The following is a 15,727-nucleotide window of genomic DNA, read 5'->3' as shown; positions in this document are numbered from 1 at the left end:
TTCACGAAAATTGTTTTATACAAAAATATGATTAGCTTTCAACAAAATGCGAATTAGAATAAAGAGATGACGACCTCAGTTTAATTGTCGATTTTCTCGGCACTTGGGTTTGAAATTCGCTATTTATTTTTTGACAATAGCAACACATAACAAAATGTAGGGAATGCAATGTCTAATAAACGTTACAGTCAGCTTTATCGTAATTTCACTAAAAAAATCTTAGATAAGATTGTGACGCCACAAGTATTAGGCACGACTGCAGAATTAGAACATCGTGTTGCACAAAGCTCTGAAAAAACACAATTTTGTTATGTGCTGCAAGATGCCTCTCTCAGCAATACCGTATTGATTGATCAGCAGACGCAATCTCGTGGTTTACCTTCTGTGTATGCGCCTTTAAACATTGCCGAGCATCAGGAAGACGATTCCATTTTGGTCTTGCGTGAGAAAAACCCACAGCACAGTGCTTATCACTACTCTGCTAAATTGATTCGACTCATTGAAACCTTAGAGCAACATCCTGAACATGATGTGTTGTTAGTTCCCGTAACTGTACTTTGGGGACGTTCACCCGAATACGAAGACTCTTGGTTTAAAGCATTATTTGCCGATGCATGGTCTACGCCAAACAAGCTTAAACAAACCATTAATATTTCGCTCTATTCACGTGATAACTACATCGAGTTTCATAAAGCAATTTCCTTACGTCAGCTTATTGAACAAGCCACACAACAACAACCACACTTATCGCCTGCGCACTTTATTGAGCAACATCTGGAACACAATTTTAATCAACACAAAGAAGCGATTTTAGGCCCAGACTTATCTGACCGCCGTAATTTGATTCATGCGTTGATGAAAAGTGAAGCAGTACAACAAGCTATTCGTAAAGAAAGTATCGAACAAAAAGTCAGTATGTTTGAAGCAGAAAACCGTGCTAAAAGCTATTTAACTGAAATTGTATCGGACTTTTCTTATTCGACTTTGCGTTTTGCTGAACTGGCACTGACCAAGCTTTGGACACAGCTCTATGATGGCATTGAAGTGCATCACTTTGACACGGTACGCGAACTCGCCAAAGACTATGAAATCGTCTATACCCCTTGTCATCGTAGCCACATCGACTATTTGTTGCTGTCTTATGTGATTTTTAATCGTGGCTTGATGGTGCCGCATATTGCAGCAGGTATTAATTTAAATTTACCAATTGTGGGTCAATTAATGCGTGGTGCAGGTGCGTATTTTATTCGCCGTACTTTCAGCGGCAATGAATTATACACCTCGGTATTTAAAGAATATTTACACAGTTTATTGTCACGCAACACCCCACTCGAATACTTCATTGAAGGTGGACGCTCACGTACAGGTTTATTGTTACCGCCGAAAAAAGGCATGTTGTCGATGACCATTCAAAGCCATTTACGCGGAGCAACCAAACCAATTGCATTTATTCCAACGTATTTTGGTTATGAAAAACTGATTGAAGGCACATCTTATTTAAATGAATTAAACGGCAAACCGAAAGAAGCCGAATCTTTATGGGGTATTTTAAACTCTGCCCGTAAAATTGAAAAAGTCTTTGGTCAGGTCTATGTCAACTTTGGCGAACCTGTATTTTTAGATGATGTTTTAACTGCCAACCAAGCACGCGATGTAAAACTGAACATAAATGATGAACTACCGACCTCTGTGATTCACACGGTAGATCATACTGCGCATGCAATCTTGGAAAATATCAATAAAGCGGTGGTGATTAACCCAATCGCCCTCATCTCTCTGATTTTATTAAATGCCGATCAGCATGCATTGAAACAAGATGAGCTGCTCGCCCGAATTGAACAATATCGACGTTTGCTCAAACAATTGTGCTACGACCCACGTATGATTATTACGGGTTTAAATCCACAAGAAATTATTGAATATGCGCTAAAACTTAAACAAGTTGAGCGTTATAACCAAGATGGTGTAGAACAGATTCGAGTCGCAGAAAGCCAAAAAATCTTATTGAGCTATTTTAGCAATAATATTTTGCACTGCTTTATTTTGCCTGCGTGTGTAGCATTAATTGTGCAGCAGTTTAATGAACAAAATTTAGCATTATCATGCGCAGATTTAATGCAAAAACTGCAGGCGATTTATCCATATTTGAAGCAAGAGTTTTTCTTGGCATGGACGGCGCAAGAACTTTCTCAAGAAATCGAAAAAATTGTGGCGTACTTTATTCAGCAAAATTGGGTTACAGAAGCAAATCTGCAATTACAGCCGAACCCAGCTACACAGCATGAACTCTATGCCTTAGCTGAACTGGCAAAACCAAGTTTAAATAATTTCGTATTGATTCAAGGGCTTTTGCAGCGTTATAGCGCACACATCCCTTTAAATCTGAAAGTTTTGGAAAAAATGACCAAAACCGTATTACAACGCGCTGCAGATTCTGCACAATTTAAGTCTGCATATTATTTTGATAGTGCCACCTTAAAAAGTTTTATCAGCAGTTTAGATCAGCAAGCCTTGTTGCAACACAATGCTGCGCAGATAAGCCTAGATGATACTTTTAGTGCCAAAATGTCTGAATACTTTGCTTGGTATAACCCAGAAATTCACGAGTTATTAGCTGCATCGAGTGAATTTAGTGAGAAAGAATTAAAAAGTTTTGAACAGGTGAAAAAATAGGTTTTATTGTAACTCAGCCACTTTTTTATCAACTTTTTGATTAGAATATCAGCCCATTATTTATGATTGGCTGATATCTTTTCTTAAATGATACTTGTTCTCATATATAAATAATGATTTATGTTATATAATTTATCTTCCACTCCCGCCTAATATATATTGGGTTAGCTGTAAATTAAGAGAATAAAACAATGAACGATGGTCTTGAAATCACATCAATGCGTGAATCTGCGGATACCGTTGTTGGAATTTTAAAATCTTTGGCGAATAGTGACCGTCTTTTAATTCTTTGTCATTTATCTCAACAAGAATTAAACGTATCGCAAATTGAAGAAATAACTCAAATTCATCAGCCTACTTTATCGCAACAATTAATGATGCTGCGTAAAAGTGATGTGGTGAATACCCGCCGTGATGGCAAGCAAATTTTTTATTCAATTAAAGATGAAAAAATGGTGCAGGTACTTAATACCCTCTATGCACTTTATTGCCCGCAGGTCTAAATGATAATGCCTGTATTATCAGGCATCACCATAAAACTTGAATACTCTCCTGCTATTTCAAAGACTTCTTAGCATTTTTTGTTCATAATATATCTAAATTTATGATTTAGATTTCAGTATGTCAGATTTCAATTCACGTTTGGCTCGTGTACTGCCTGCTTGGCAATGGCTGCGAAAATACAATGCAGAAACATTGAAATCTGATCTGCTGTCTGCGTTTATTGTCATTTCCATGTTGGTACCTCAAGGAATGGCCTATGCCATGCTTGCAGGTTTGCCTCCTGTCATGGGTTTATACGCGAGCGTGATCCCCATGATCATGTACGCCTTGGTTGGTGGCAGCCCAACCTTGTCCATTGGCCCAGTCGCCATTATTTCTATGATGACCTTTGCGACGCTCAATCCTTTATTTGAAGTCGGCTCGGCAGCTTATATTCAAGCAGCTTGTTTACTTGCCCTGATGGTCGGCATTATTTCACTACTTTTAGGTGTTTTTCGTTTCGGTTTTTTAATTCAACTCATTAGCCATCCTGTTATTAAAAGCTTCATTATTGCCTCTGCATTAATGATTGCGATTGGACAGCTTAAATTTCTTTTAGACATCCCCCTTAAAGCCAATAACTTACCCGAGTTCTTATACAGCTTTTGGCAATATGTGGGACAAACCCATCTTTATAGCGTGCTCTTGGGTGTTGCTGCCATTTTATTTCTAATTTACGCCCCTAAAATCATCAACAGTAATGCCATTCGTGAACGTGTTCGAGGGAATGGTTTTATCTTAAAAGCCTTGCCATTGGTATTGGTGATCGGTTCGATTGCTTTGGTTTATTCATTGCATTTGCAACAAGTCGGAATTAAAACTGTGGGAGAAATTCCTTCAGGATTCCCGCCTATTCATCTCCCTAAATGGAATACACAACTCGTTCTGCAGCTTCTTCCGGGCGCAGCCATGATTGCCATGATCAGTTTTGTAGAATCATTGTCTATTGCACAAGCCACCGCCTTACAACAGCGCAGTCACTTAAATAGCAATCAGGAACTCATTGCACTCGGTTTAGCCAATTTTGGCGCAGGTGTCAGCTCTTCTTTTCCCGTCACAGGCAGTTTGTCGCGTACCGTCGTGAATGCCGATGCAGGTGCAAAAACACCCATGGCAGGTGTGTTTACCTCCATTGTGATTGTTATTGTCAGTTTATACTTCACGGGATTTTTCCAAGATTTACCTCTGGCTGTTTTGGCTGCAACCATTATTGTTTCAATTTGGAAACTAGTCGAGTTTCAGTCTTTTAAAGAAACTTGGCGTTATTCCAAAGCCGATGGTCTAGCCATGTGGGTGACGTTCTTTGGCGTCATATTGATTGATATTTCGACAGGTTTAATTATTGGAATTGTGTCCACCTTTATTCTAATGTTGTGGCGTATTAGCCGACCACATATTGCGGTAATTGGTTTACTTGAAGGCACACAACATTTTCGTAATATTCAGCGGCATCAAGTGCGTACCGCGCCACACGTGCTATCCATGCGAATTGATGAAAATCTAACCTTTTTAAATGCCAATACTTTAAAAGGCTTTTTTATTAATCAAGTCAGCCAAAACCCTCAGTTAAAGCATGTAGTGGTGAATTGTTCGAGTATTAGCAGTATTGATTTAAGCGCACTCGAAATGCTGGAAGATTTAAATCTTGAACTAAAAAAATTGAATATTTGTCTGCATTTTTCTGAAATTAAAGGCCCGGTAATGGACAAATTACAACACTCAAAACTTTTGCAGCATTTAAATGGAAAAGTTTTTTTTTCACATTATTTAGCCATGCAAGAGCTTGCGCCTGAACTGACTTAAAGATCAAGAAATTGATCTTTAATTTTATCTTTAAAACTGGATGTTCAACACACATACTTTTTGATCAATGAGTACTTTTATCTTGCTGAAATTTAAACAGTTTAATAAATATCACTTTTAAAAATATAGACTTAACTTTTATATCAAAATTATTTTTAAGCACATGGACATTTCAGTATAAAATAGCCGCTTTTCTTTTACCTTATTTTCGTATGTTTTCAGCTTTTTTGCGTTTGAGTTTAGTCTCCCGAATTATGATTGCAATTGTACTCGGTGTGGCTGTTGCAATTTTATTTCCAGAATCTGCGCCCTATTTAAGCCTTTTGGGTGATATATTTATTAAAGCCCTGAAGTCTGTTGCGCCAATTTTAGTCTTTATTTTGGTCATGGCATCGATTGCCAATTTTAAAATTGGAAGCAGCAATGCCTATATCAAACCGATTATGCTGATGTATGCGATTGGTATGTTCTTGGCTGCGCTCAGTGCAGTTATTGCAAGTACGCTTTTCCCAAGTACATTATTTTTAGATGTTGCAACACAGTCAGAATTAACCCCGCTGGGCAGTCTTGCTGAAATTTTGAAAAATCTTTTACTTAGTTTTGTTGCTAACCCTGTAGTTGCCATTGCCGAAGCCAACTTTATTGGTATTTTGGCTTGGGCTGTGGCTTTAGGGATTGCCTTCCGCCATGCTACAGAGTCCACCAAAGCATTGTTGAATGATGCAGCCAATGCAGTCAATCGCGTTATTCGCTTGGTGATTAACTTTGCGCCTTTCGGTATTTTTGGCTTGGTTGCCGTGACATTTGCCGATGCAGGCTTGAGCACCTTAGCCAGTTATGCTCAATTATTGGCAGTCTTGTTAGGTACGATGTTCTTTGTCGCGTTGGTCATCAACCCAATCATGGTGGCATTTGTGACCCGCAGCAATCCTTATCCTTTAGTTTTTCAATGCTTACGCGAAAGTGGCATTACTGCTTTCTTTACCCGTAGTTCTGCAGCCAATATCCCTGTCAATTTAGACTTAGCCAAGCGTTTAGGCGTACAGGAATCAACCGCGAGTGTTGCAATTCCGTTAGGTGCAGTAATTAACATGGCAGGCGCATCGGTCACCATTACCGTTTTGACCTTAGCTGCGGTAAATACTTTAGGAATTTCTGTCGATTTTAGCACCATGCTGATTTTATCTGTGGTTGCAACGGTGTCGGCATGTGGTGCTTCAGGCGTTGCTGGCGGGTCGTTACTGCTCATTCCTGTAGCGTGTGGCTTATTTGGTATTTCTTCAGATATTGCTATGCAAGTTGTTGCGATTGGTATGGTCATTAGCGTATTGCAAGATTCAACCGAAACTGCGCTTAACTCATCTACCGATGTGCTATTTACTACTGCGGTTGACCGTGGTTTGAGTTAAGATACAATGCGTTAGGAAACTTACGCAATCACTCATTATGCCTTTTCAAACTTTACCCCTTTGGGTGCAATTTGGTGCTTTTTTTCTAGCCGTCAATGCTGGAATTATTAACGTACTCGGATTGGTGACCGTATTGCACCAGTCCGTTTCGCACATGACTGGTAACGTTAGTATCTTGGCGATGGCGCTAATCGACTGGAAACCAGAAGCCATGATTTTCTTGTTTCTGGTGATTTTGTGCTACGTGATTGGCTCATTTTATAGCGGCGTCATTTTAGGAAATAGCAATTTTCGCTTAGGGCGTCGCTATGGTTTTCCCATGAGTTTGGTGGCTTTTTTTATTTTAATCTGCTGGGTATTATTGCCTTATTTCCCACGTTATGCCCTGCTTTGGGCGTCAGTTGCCATGGGCATACAAAATGCCATGATCAGCTACTATAAAGGCACCATCATCCGCACCACACATTTATCTGGGGTATTGACCGATTTAGGCTTAGCCCTCGGTTATCGAGTGCGGGGCTTACAAGTTGAAAAAAGACGTATTGTTTTACACCTACTGATTTTAATTGGTTTCTTTGTGGGTGGATTACTCGCTGCAGCCATTTATCCTACATTTAAACTGAATTCTTTTCTGGTACCTGCAGGACTCAGCCTAAGTTTGAGTTTGGTGTATTGGATTATTTATTTTCGCTATCGACATCTTCAACATTAAGTTTCGGAAATTATCATGGTTAAAAATGCACTACAGGCACAATTGCTCAAAGCGGGTTTAGTGGATAATAAAAAAGCAAAAAAACTGTCTAAACAAACCTTACACGAACAGCGCACAGGTGAAAGTAAAGATGCTGAAGTGAAAGCCAAAATTGCACAGGCACAGCAAGAAAAACTCGCCAAAGACCAAGCTATTGAGCAAGAAAAGAAAGCCGCTTTACAGGAAAAAGAACTGAAAGCAGCAATTATGCAAATGATTCAGCAGCATAAAATTCGTGATACCGATGGTGAAGTGGCTTATCAGTTTTTAGATGGCAAGATTAAAAAAGTGTATATCAATCAACAAATTTACAATGCACTCGTGGCAGGTAGTTTGGTGATTGCCAAAGAAAATGACAGTTATGCGTTCCTGCCTAAAGCTTTAGCTGAACGTATTAATAGCAAAATGGAAGGCTTTATTATTGTCAATAATGCCGAGAAAAATGAAGCCACGACAGATGAAGAAGATCCATACGCAGCCTATGTGATTCCAGATGATTTAATGTGGTAGATCACGCAAGTATTTATGCAAATATTTATGCTAGGTATCTATTCAAAGCCAGTATCTGTACTGGCTTTTTTATTATGACTGCAACTTGATTGAAAACTTTCAGTAAAAACAAATAATTGAAATGTAGCAAAAAGTTACTCAGCCTTCAAATTTAAACTTTAGTCGATACACTATCTAACAATTTCATACATCAATGAAGAATTAAGGTGAATTGCAGGCCAAAATTCTAAGTGCCGTGCAGACGAAAATCAGCAACCTTAAAGCGAGGACCTTTTGCAAGAATTTAATTTTATTCAAAATATTCAGGAATGGTATAACCAATACCCTTGGTTAGAAATGCTGACCTCACTCAGTATTGTGATTCTACTGGCAATTTTAGCCAACTTTATTGCCAAGCAAATTGTAGTGCGCGGGATTCGCAAACTGATTTCTAAAATGACCTTTGCCAATAGTGAAATTATTTCACAGCATAGTGTCATCCGACGTATTGCCAACATTGTCCCAGCTGTCGTGATTATGAACGGCATCACCACCGTACCGCATTTGTCAGATAAAGTAGAAAGCTTTGTGCAAATGGGTGCGCAAGCCTTTATATTCCTGACCATTGCATTGGCAATTTCTGAATTTTTAAATATTTTTAACCTGTTCTATCAACGCAACCCTAAGTCACGCAACAAGCCAATTAAGGGCTATTTGCAGTTAGTTAAACTCATTATTTATGTGGTCTGTGCCCTCATGATTTTAGGCACTTTCCTGAAAAAAGATGTGTTTACCTTACTCGCAGGTTTTGGTGCGATGGCTGCTGTTTTGATGTTGGTTTTCCAAAATACCATTTTATCTCTAGTGGCTTCGGTACAAATTTCTTCCTACGATATGGTACGGATTGGTGACTGGATTGAAATGCCTTCTTTAAATGCCGATGGTGATGTCATTGATATGTCATTACATACAGTCACCGTGCAAAACTGGGATAAAACCCTGACCACTATTCCAACCAATAAACTCATTACCGATACCTTTAAAAACTGGCGTGGCATGCAGGAAGCTGGTGCCCGACGTATTAAACGTGCCATTTTAATTGATCAAAGTTCTGTGCACTTTATGACTGAACATGAACAAAGCAAACTTAAAGAGTTTTTGTTATTGGATCAATATTTACATAGCAAAAATGAAGAAATTGAGCAGTTTAATCAGCAGTTAGCAAATCAATCACAATACAACCAACGCCGTTTAACCAATTTAGGGACTTTCCGCGCCTATGTTGAGTTTTATCTGAAACAACATCCAGGTATTAATCAATCTCAGTCATTGATTATTCGTCAACTACAGCCAAGCAGTGAAGGTTTACCACTAGAAATTTATGCCTTTACCAAAACCACTGCATGGAAAGAATATGAAAGTATTCAATCCGATATTTTTGATCATTTGCTGGCAATTATTCCGGAGTTTGGCTTAAAAGTGTATCAAGCCCCATCGGGTTCAGATTTAAAGCAAATTGCTGCACCATTTAAAGCAAGTTCTGTCCAAAGTCTAAATCCTTTAGAAATTGACGAGGCATAATTATGGATTTATTGCTGAGCCATGTGTCGCAAAATGCTTGCATGGCTCAGTAGCCGTTTTTATTTTCAGCAAGACGATAAAATTTTCATTAAATTAAAATGCACTCGTACACTCGTATATGAATAAGAGAAAATAAAGTCTTATTTGTAAGAGCTTTGTTGAAACAAATATCTAACACTATGTTTTAATTATATTTAAATTTCCTCAAACCTTTAAATCACAGCTTGCTCCAAATTTATGTAATAAGGTCATTGCCGGTTGAAAAAGTCTAATGATTCTAAGAATTCACCTAACTTTTCAACTCACTAAAATGTGTCGCTCTTGTTAATTGATTCTGGATTCGAAAAATGATCATCAATAATTCGTCTAATGAAAGATTGAAATTCACTACTTTTGTGCTTTAGCGCTCTAGATGATCAATACACGCGCTACAGGATGAGGGGTACGAGTTTATAAAAGATCTCTAATAGACCAAATAATGAAAAGTTTAAGGCAGGACGCGGTACAACGTCGCAAAACATTGTTCTGCTTTTTCATTACTACAGAAATTAATGGTGTGCGCATTTTTCCATTTTACAAAATATTGTGAAATGTCCCCTGTTTGGTCTTCCTGATAACCAGAACAATCCATTTCATTATTGTCATATTTAACTTGCAAAATCAAAGCAGGTAACGAATTTTCAGGGTCTTGCGAAGGTTGATAATCATACACACCCGCAGACCATTCTTGACCACTTTTAATCACCACATCGCTATTACTTTTAAAGTTGTAATATTCAATACATTTACGATTATTTGGGATTTGCATGCCCCACAGCCCCACAATTTCTGGGCGGGTCACCACACGAAATTTATTGGTGGTTTCTGCTGCTACTGGCGTTAACTTGGCTGAATCTATTGTTGTATTTTCATTTGCAATCGCGCAGACAGAACATAAGCTTAAAACTGTGGTTAGATATATTTTTTTCATACATTTATTTAAAGATATAAACCGTTTAGACAACTTAGCATATTTTTAATCCAAATCTGCAAGCAAAAACATAACACAACAATTTTATTTAACAAAAGTGTGACTCAGTTTACATTTAATCGACTTTGTAGGTAATGGTTATTTGATATGATCGCGTTTCTGTTGTGAGTGTCACACTCATTCAAGTTTTTTTCTTAATTATCAACCCATTGCAAAAGTGAGTTTAGTACTTGCAAAACTTTAGCATACCGCAAACTATATCTTCGACTCAAAAGCAAATATTTGCCTTTGGGCTGCTTGCCGTTGTGGTATTTTTTGCTTGTTTATTGGGTATTTTTACTCGCCCGCTTAGCTACTTTTCGTTTTTTTGGCCAACCAACGCCCTCTTGTTAGGTCTACTCATTCGCTTTCCATCTTTAAAAAGTTTTGGTGGAATTTTGGGTGCATTTATTGGCTATATGGGTGCCGATTTAGTTACAGACAATACCTTGCTGATAACGCTAGGTTTAACGCTTTCAAACTTTGTTGCTGTTTTTAGTGGGTTGTTTTTCTTTAATTATACCCGCGCTAAACTTCCAGCGAGCAATAATAATGTGTCAGAGCTGTATCCACATATTATTGCTGTGACTTTAGGCTGCTTCTTCGGCGCTTTATTTGCCATTCTTCTGCTGCCGAATTTACCACATAGCTTTATGTTGGCAGAAAATCGCTGGATTGATTTTTTTACTTGGTGGTCTGGTGAAATTTTAAATGCGGTGATTGTCTTACCTTTGATTTTGGCTGCCCCACGTTGGTCTGAAGTCAAAGAACTTATAAACAATCAATATGTTAAAGAAATTCAAATTCGGGATGCCTTACCTTTTTTTGCATTGTTGATCTCAATCGCCTGCACCCATATTTTCTATGGGCCAGGCGCACTATTATATCCATTGGCTGCGTTAATTTGGGCAGCTGCCAGCTATCAACTTTTCAATTTGGCACTGATTAATAGCTTGGTCTGTTTAACTCTGTATCACAGCGTCACAGGCTTGTTTATAGATCAAGTGAATTCGAGTTATTTAACCACCATTATTTCTATTCGTGTGGGTTTAATTATTTTAGGTCTTGCCACGTTAATTTTATGTGTGATTAGCCAAAACCGAAATCAGTTGTATAGAGAAGTATTGTATTTGGCAAATCATGACAGTTTAACCGAAACACTGAACCGCCGTAGTTTTACTCAGTTAAGTGAAAAAGCTTTAAAGCATAAAAACAATCATTCATTGTCTTTAATTATGTTAGATATCGACGATTTTAAAAAAATGAATGATCAATATGGGCATTATGTCGGTGACCGTGCTTTGCAACATCTCTCTAACATCGTTAAAAGCAATTTACGTGATCACGATTTATTTTGTCGCATTGGTGGTGAAGAGTTCATTATTTTGCTGAACAATAATAACTTAAATAAAACTCAACGCATTGCAGAACGTATTCGTATGTGTATTGAACATCAAGCGTTAAATTTAGAAAACCTTGAACCCATTCATTTTACAGTAAGCATGGGCGTGTCACATACACACTTACCCACCAATCTCCCTTTACAAGATTTAATTATTCAGGCAGATCAGGCGCTATATCAGGCAAAAATGCAAGGTCGTAATCGGGTCATTCTTGCTTCTTAAACAAAAATAGCATACAACATCAATTTGACAATACAGATTTTCAGGATTGAAATGAAACTTGCAGAATACCTCCAATATGATGCTTTAGGCTTGGCAGAGCTGGTTGCCAAAAAGGATGTTCAGGCCTCAGAATTATTAGATATTGCGTTACAACGTGCTGAACAAACCAATCCACAATTAAATGCCATTATTATTCCTATGCATGAACATGCACGGCAGCGCACACAAACAAAATTAACAGGCCCATTTGCAGGTGTGCCCTTTTTAGTCAAAGACTTATTTCAACAATATGCAGGCTATCCGACTTCATTTGGTTGTCAGGGTTTAAAACGTGCGCATCATCTTGCAGAACAAAATGCAGAAATTGTAAATCGTTGGGAAAATAGCGGAATCGTTACCTTTGGACGTACCAACACGCCTGAATTTGGGATTAAAGGGATAACCGAGCCAGATGCTTGGGGTGCATGTAAAAATCCATGGAATTTGAAACACAATAGTGGTGGTTCTTCTGGTGGTTCTGCGTCTGCAGTTGCGGCAGGTATTGTGCCGATTGCAGGGGCAGGTGATGGCGGTGGTTCAATTCGTATTCCTGCGTCTTACTGTGGTTTGTTTGGTTTAAAACCAAGTCGTGGACGCACCCCGTGGGGGCCACAACTCAGTGAAGCCATGCATGGTGCAGCGATGCAACATATTTTAAGTAAAAGTGTACGTGACAGTGCGGCAATGCTCGATGCAACGCATGGCGCAGATGGTCATTCACTTTTCAAAATTGAAGCTCCTGAACGCAGTTATTTAGATGCAATTCAGCAAGCGCCAAAAAAATTAAGAATCGCATATTCGACCCAATCTCCGATTGGTACAGCTGTTTCACAAGATGCCATCAATGCCATTCAAAAAACCGTACAGCTTTTAGAATCTTTAGGGCATGAAGTGGTTGAAGACCGTCCTGCTATTGATGGCATGCAATTGGCCAAAGATTTCATTACCACATGGTTTAGCCAATTTGCTTATTTAATTACTGAAATTCAAACTCGCCTGCCAAATCATTCCGATAATTTTGAGCTAGACTCTTTGGCTTTGGCTGCCTTTGGCGCAAAAACCACGTCAGTAGATTACATTCGTAATTTGAATAATTGGGGGGTATATGTCGCGCAAATGAATCAATTCTTTGAGCGTTATGATTTATACCTCATCCCTGCAACTGCCTCAGTTGCACCAAAAAATGGCGAAGTTAAAACTCCTGCATGGCAAAAACCAATTTTAAAAACACTATTACATGCAGGTAAAGCACATTGGTTAGCGCAAGGTAAATTGGTCGATCGCATTGTCAAAGAAAACCTAAAATGGGTGCCATTTACTCAACTTGCCAATATTACTGGGCTGCCTGCAATGTCTGTGCCATTGTATTGGAATAAAGATAACTTACCATTGGGTTCGCAGTTTATTGCGCCTTTTGCACGTGAAGATGTGCTTTTACAACTGGCTGCACAACTTGAAACGGCTCAACCGTGGTGGCATCAATACGCTAAAATCCGTATTTAATGTAGCAATCAATTAGTAAGAAGCAAGCAAACTATACCCATCCAACTTTGCTTGCTTCTATTTTTGATAAAAGAACGGTATCACTGCAAAATCACCAATCTAGGCTTTGGTATCACTCGACATTGACTGCGATTCTAATTGCTTTGGCAATCCCCAAATAAAACACAGACCAACGAGTGTAGATAATCCTGCAAAAATAAAAATCCATTCGCCTGAAACAATATCCCAATAATGCCCTGCCAAAATACTCCCCAATGCAACACCTAAACCCCACATGGTACTGTAAAGTGCTTGCCCACGACCTTGTTGCCCTGCAGAAAAGTTTTGAAAAATCACCCGCATGGCAATGATATGAAATAATCCAAAACTAAAGGCATGGATGCTTTGTGCAAAAAAATGTGCAAAAAATATGGATGGAAATAAACCAACTATCACCCAACGTAAGCCTGTTAAAATTAAACATACGGCAACCAGTGAACGCCAAGACCAACGCTTTAAAAACAAACTCGCATAGGCAAACATAATGATTTCAGCAACCACCCCGACAGACCACAATAAACCGATCTGACTTGTGCTAAATCCTGCCTGACTTAAAAAATTACTATAAAAACTATAAAATGGTGCATGCGAAAACAGCAAAATCAATTCAATAATAAAAAATGAATAGACCACTGGGCGCTTTAAAATGGGCAATAAGGGTTCAAGTTGTTTTTGTGCAATGGGTGCGGTGCTTGGTTCTTGAATACTGAACGACCATAGAAATGCCAGTAAAGAAATACTGAGTAGCAACATCGGTAACATGGAGATTGGTATAATTTCTAAAATAGCACCTATGCCAAAAACCCCGACAATAAAACCTATAGAACCCCATTTACGCACTTTGCCATAGAGTTCTGCACGTTTCTCGCCCAACCAAAACAAAGTCACGCCTTCAAATTGTGCCAAAATTGCATTTTGAAAAAAGCTAAAAATCAGCATAAGTAATGCAACAGACTGAAAGCTATTCGGAACAATAAAAATCAGTAACCAAATGCTGGCTTCCATCCAAGTTGCGATGCGTACCAAAAGCATCCGTTTGCCTGATTTATCGGCAATCCATCCCCAAATAAAAGGCGCGAAAAATCGAGTTAAAATGGCAATGGAAGATAAAACACCAATTTCCTGATAATTAAAGCCCTGATCTTCTAAGTACAGGCTCCAAAAAGGCAAAAACGTCCCAACAATTGCATAGTAGAAAAAGTAGAATCCACCTAAACGTGTCGATATATTCAAGGCTTGCATCAATGTATATTTCCTTGATTTTTCAAACACATAAATAAGTGCATTTCTAACCTGATCTAAAATTTTATGACAACCGATATATTAACACTGTAGTCCTTTAATTTTGAGTGATTGGCTGATTAAAACGCAAAACCCTGAAAATCAGAGCAAATTTTCAGGGTAATATTGAGAAAATTTCTTAAAATTTTTAGCCGCAAGAAGCTTGTATAATAATTTTAGTTTTCGGATCGACCACCACAGTGACTCGATTCATACGATAATCCATTGTTACAGGCTGACCTGGTGCAACCATTCTCACAATTTCAGCTCGGGTAAGCGCTTTAATTTGTGTTTCAGTCAAACCTGTTTTACCAACTAACTGCGCAGCAGATTCTGGGACACAATTTTGCATGGTCTGTGGCACCTGAGTTTGTTCATTGATAGGCTGATTACTACACGCAGCTAAAGTTGCCACACTTAAAACAGCCAAAACACTATATAACTTTTTCATGTTGATACTCGTTTTTAATTTCTTCAAACCAACTCAAAATAACATAACTGATTAAATTTGCAGTAAATTTACTGAATAAAACTGTGATGATAGTTTTATTGATCAAAATAAATTAGATGTAAGTTTGGATTAAGTTTAATTCTCAATCACACTTAAACTCAGTTTCATCCAATCAATTGCCTGTTGGCGACGCTCTTCTAAAGCATTCCATAGCGTATCTTGCGATAATATAGAATATTCCCCTTCGCGGCAGCTAAGTTCAGGCGCATTTTCATAGTCCTCAAGCCATTGTTCACTTTGATAATAGGCCTGTAATTCTTGCCAGAGCTTTTCTGCAGCTTGCCATTTTTGCTGCGCTTCTCGCATCTGTCGATGTAAATCATGCCATTGCTCATATTGTTGCTGTAAAACCTGAGCATCGTACATTTTATTTTTACTCATAGCTGAAATTCAAAAATAAAGATGACATGAGCGTACAATAATTCAAGATCAAGGAATGTGAGTGTATGTAGGTTTTATTTAAAGAAACAT

13 protein-coding genes are annotated in these 15,727 nt (G+C 38.4%); 9 read left to right on the top strand and 4 right to left on the bottom strand.

Features of this window, described 5'->3' with window-relative positions; translation table 11 throughout:
• The first annotated feature begins 168 nt into the window (after nucleotides 1–168).
• From plsB to CF596_RS06600, 7 genes are all read left to right on the top strand, one after another.
• The gene (gene plsB / locus CF596_RS06630) at nucleotides 169–2,673 is read left to right on the top strand and encodes a glycerol-3-phosphate 1-O-acyltransferase PlsB (RefSeq protein ID WP_096901604.1); all 2,505 of its coding nucleotides are present in this window, start codon (nucleotides 169–171) and stop codon (nucleotides 2,671–2,673) included.
• 191 nt (nucleotides 2,674–2,864) lie between these two features.
• Complete coding sequence (locus CF596_RS06625; RefSeq protein WP_004973501.1) at nucleotides 2,865–3,176, top strand: metalloregulator ArsR/SmtB family transcription factor; 312 nt, start codon at nucleotides 2,865–2,867, stop codon at nucleotides 3,174–3,176.
• Between the two features lie 118 nt (nucleotides 3,177–3,294).
• Nucleotides 3,295–5,019: a sulfate permease gene (gene sulP / locus CF596_RS06620; protein ID WP_096901603.1), complete on the top strand. Its 1,725-nt coding sequence runs from the start codon at nucleotides 3,295–3,297 to the stop codon at nucleotides 5,017–5,019.
• 212 nt (nucleotides 5,020–5,231) lie between these two features.
• A complete protein-coding gene (gene sstT, locus CF596_RS06615) occupies nucleotides 5,232–6,428 on the top strand; it encodes a serine/threonine transporter SstT (RefSeq protein WP_096901602.1) in 1,197 nt (398 codons plus the stop codon).
• A 37-nt stretch (nucleotides 6,429–6,465) separates the two neighbouring features.
• Nucleotides 6,466–7,140, top strand: coding sequence for a YoaK family protein (locus CF596_RS06610; protein ID WP_004973496.1), 675 nt, complete (start codon nucleotides 6,466–6,468; stop codon nucleotides 7,138–7,140).
• Nucleotides 7,141–7,155: 15 nt separating this feature from the next.
• Nucleotides 7,156–7,689: a DUF2058 domain-containing protein gene (locus CF596_RS06605; protein WP_004973493.1), complete on the top strand. Its 534-nt coding sequence runs from the start codon at nucleotides 7,156–7,158 to the stop codon at nucleotides 7,687–7,689.
• 273 nt (nucleotides 7,690–7,962) lie between these two features.
• Nucleotides 7,963–9,249 (top strand): mechanosensitive ion channel domain-containing protein, encoded by a 1,287-nt coding sequence (locus CF596_RS06600; protein WP_096901601.1) that lies wholly within the window; start codon nucleotides 7,963–7,965, stop codon nucleotides 9,247–9,249.
• Between the two features lie 487 nt (nucleotides 9,250–9,736).
• Here the strand turns inward: CF596_RS06600 and CF596_RS06595 are convergent, their stop codons facing one another.
• Nucleotides 9,737–10,219, bottom strand: coding sequence for a hypothetical protein (locus CF596_RS06595; RefSeq protein WP_096901600.1), 483 nt, complete (start codon nucleotides 10,217–10,219; stop codon nucleotides 9,737–9,739).
• Between the two features lie 230 nt (nucleotides 10,220–10,449).
• On the opposite strand from CF596_RS06595, the gene CF596_RS06590 reads away from it, so the two are divergent.
• Nucleotides 10,450–11,883, top strand: a complete 1,434-nt coding sequence (locus CF596_RS06590) for a GGDEF domain-containing protein (RefSeq protein WP_197704858.1) — start codon at nucleotides 10,450–10,452, stop codon at nucleotides 11,881–11,883.
• Between the two features lie 51 nt (nucleotides 11,884–11,934).
• Nucleotides 11,935–13,425 (top strand): amidase family protein, encoded by a 1,491-nt coding sequence (locus tag CF596_RS06585; RefSeq protein WP_096901598.1) that lies wholly within the window; start codon nucleotides 11,935–11,937, stop codon nucleotides 13,423–13,425.
• Between the two features lie 99 nt (nucleotides 13,426–13,524).
• Here the strand turns inward: CF596_RS06585 and CF596_RS06580 are convergent, their stop codons facing one another.
• From CF596_RS06580 to CF596_RS06570, 3 genes are all read right to left on the bottom strand, one after another.
• On the bottom strand, nucleotides 13,525–14,706 hold the full coding sequence (locus CF596_RS06580; protein WP_096901597.1) for an MFS transporter: 1,182 nt from the start codon (nucleotides 14,704–14,706) through the stop codon (nucleotides 13,525–13,527).
• A 187-nt stretch (nucleotides 14,707–14,893) separates the two neighbouring features.
• Nucleotides 14,894–15,196: an I78 family peptidase inhibitor gene (locus tag CF596_RS06575; RefSeq protein ID WP_096901596.1), complete on the bottom strand. Its 303-nt coding sequence runs from the start codon at nucleotides 15,194–15,196 to the stop codon at nucleotides 14,894–14,896.
• 135 nt (nucleotides 15,197–15,331) lie between these two features.
• Nucleotides 15,332–15,637, bottom strand: a complete 306-nt coding sequence (locus CF596_RS06570) for a DUF4298 domain-containing protein (protein WP_096901595.1) — start codon at nucleotides 15,635–15,637, stop codon at nucleotides 15,332–15,334.
• Nucleotides 15,638–15,727 lie beyond the last annotated feature (90 nt).

The sequence above is a fragment of the Acinetobacter sp. YT-02 genome (genome assembly GCF_002412355.1).
Taxonomy (GTDB): domain Bacteria; phylum Pseudomonadota; class Gammaproteobacteria; order Pseudomonadales; family Moraxellaceae; genus Acinetobacter; species Acinetobacter towneri.
Note: the sequence above shows the minus strand (reverse complement) of the source record. Positions and strands in the feature narration are given on the sequence as shown.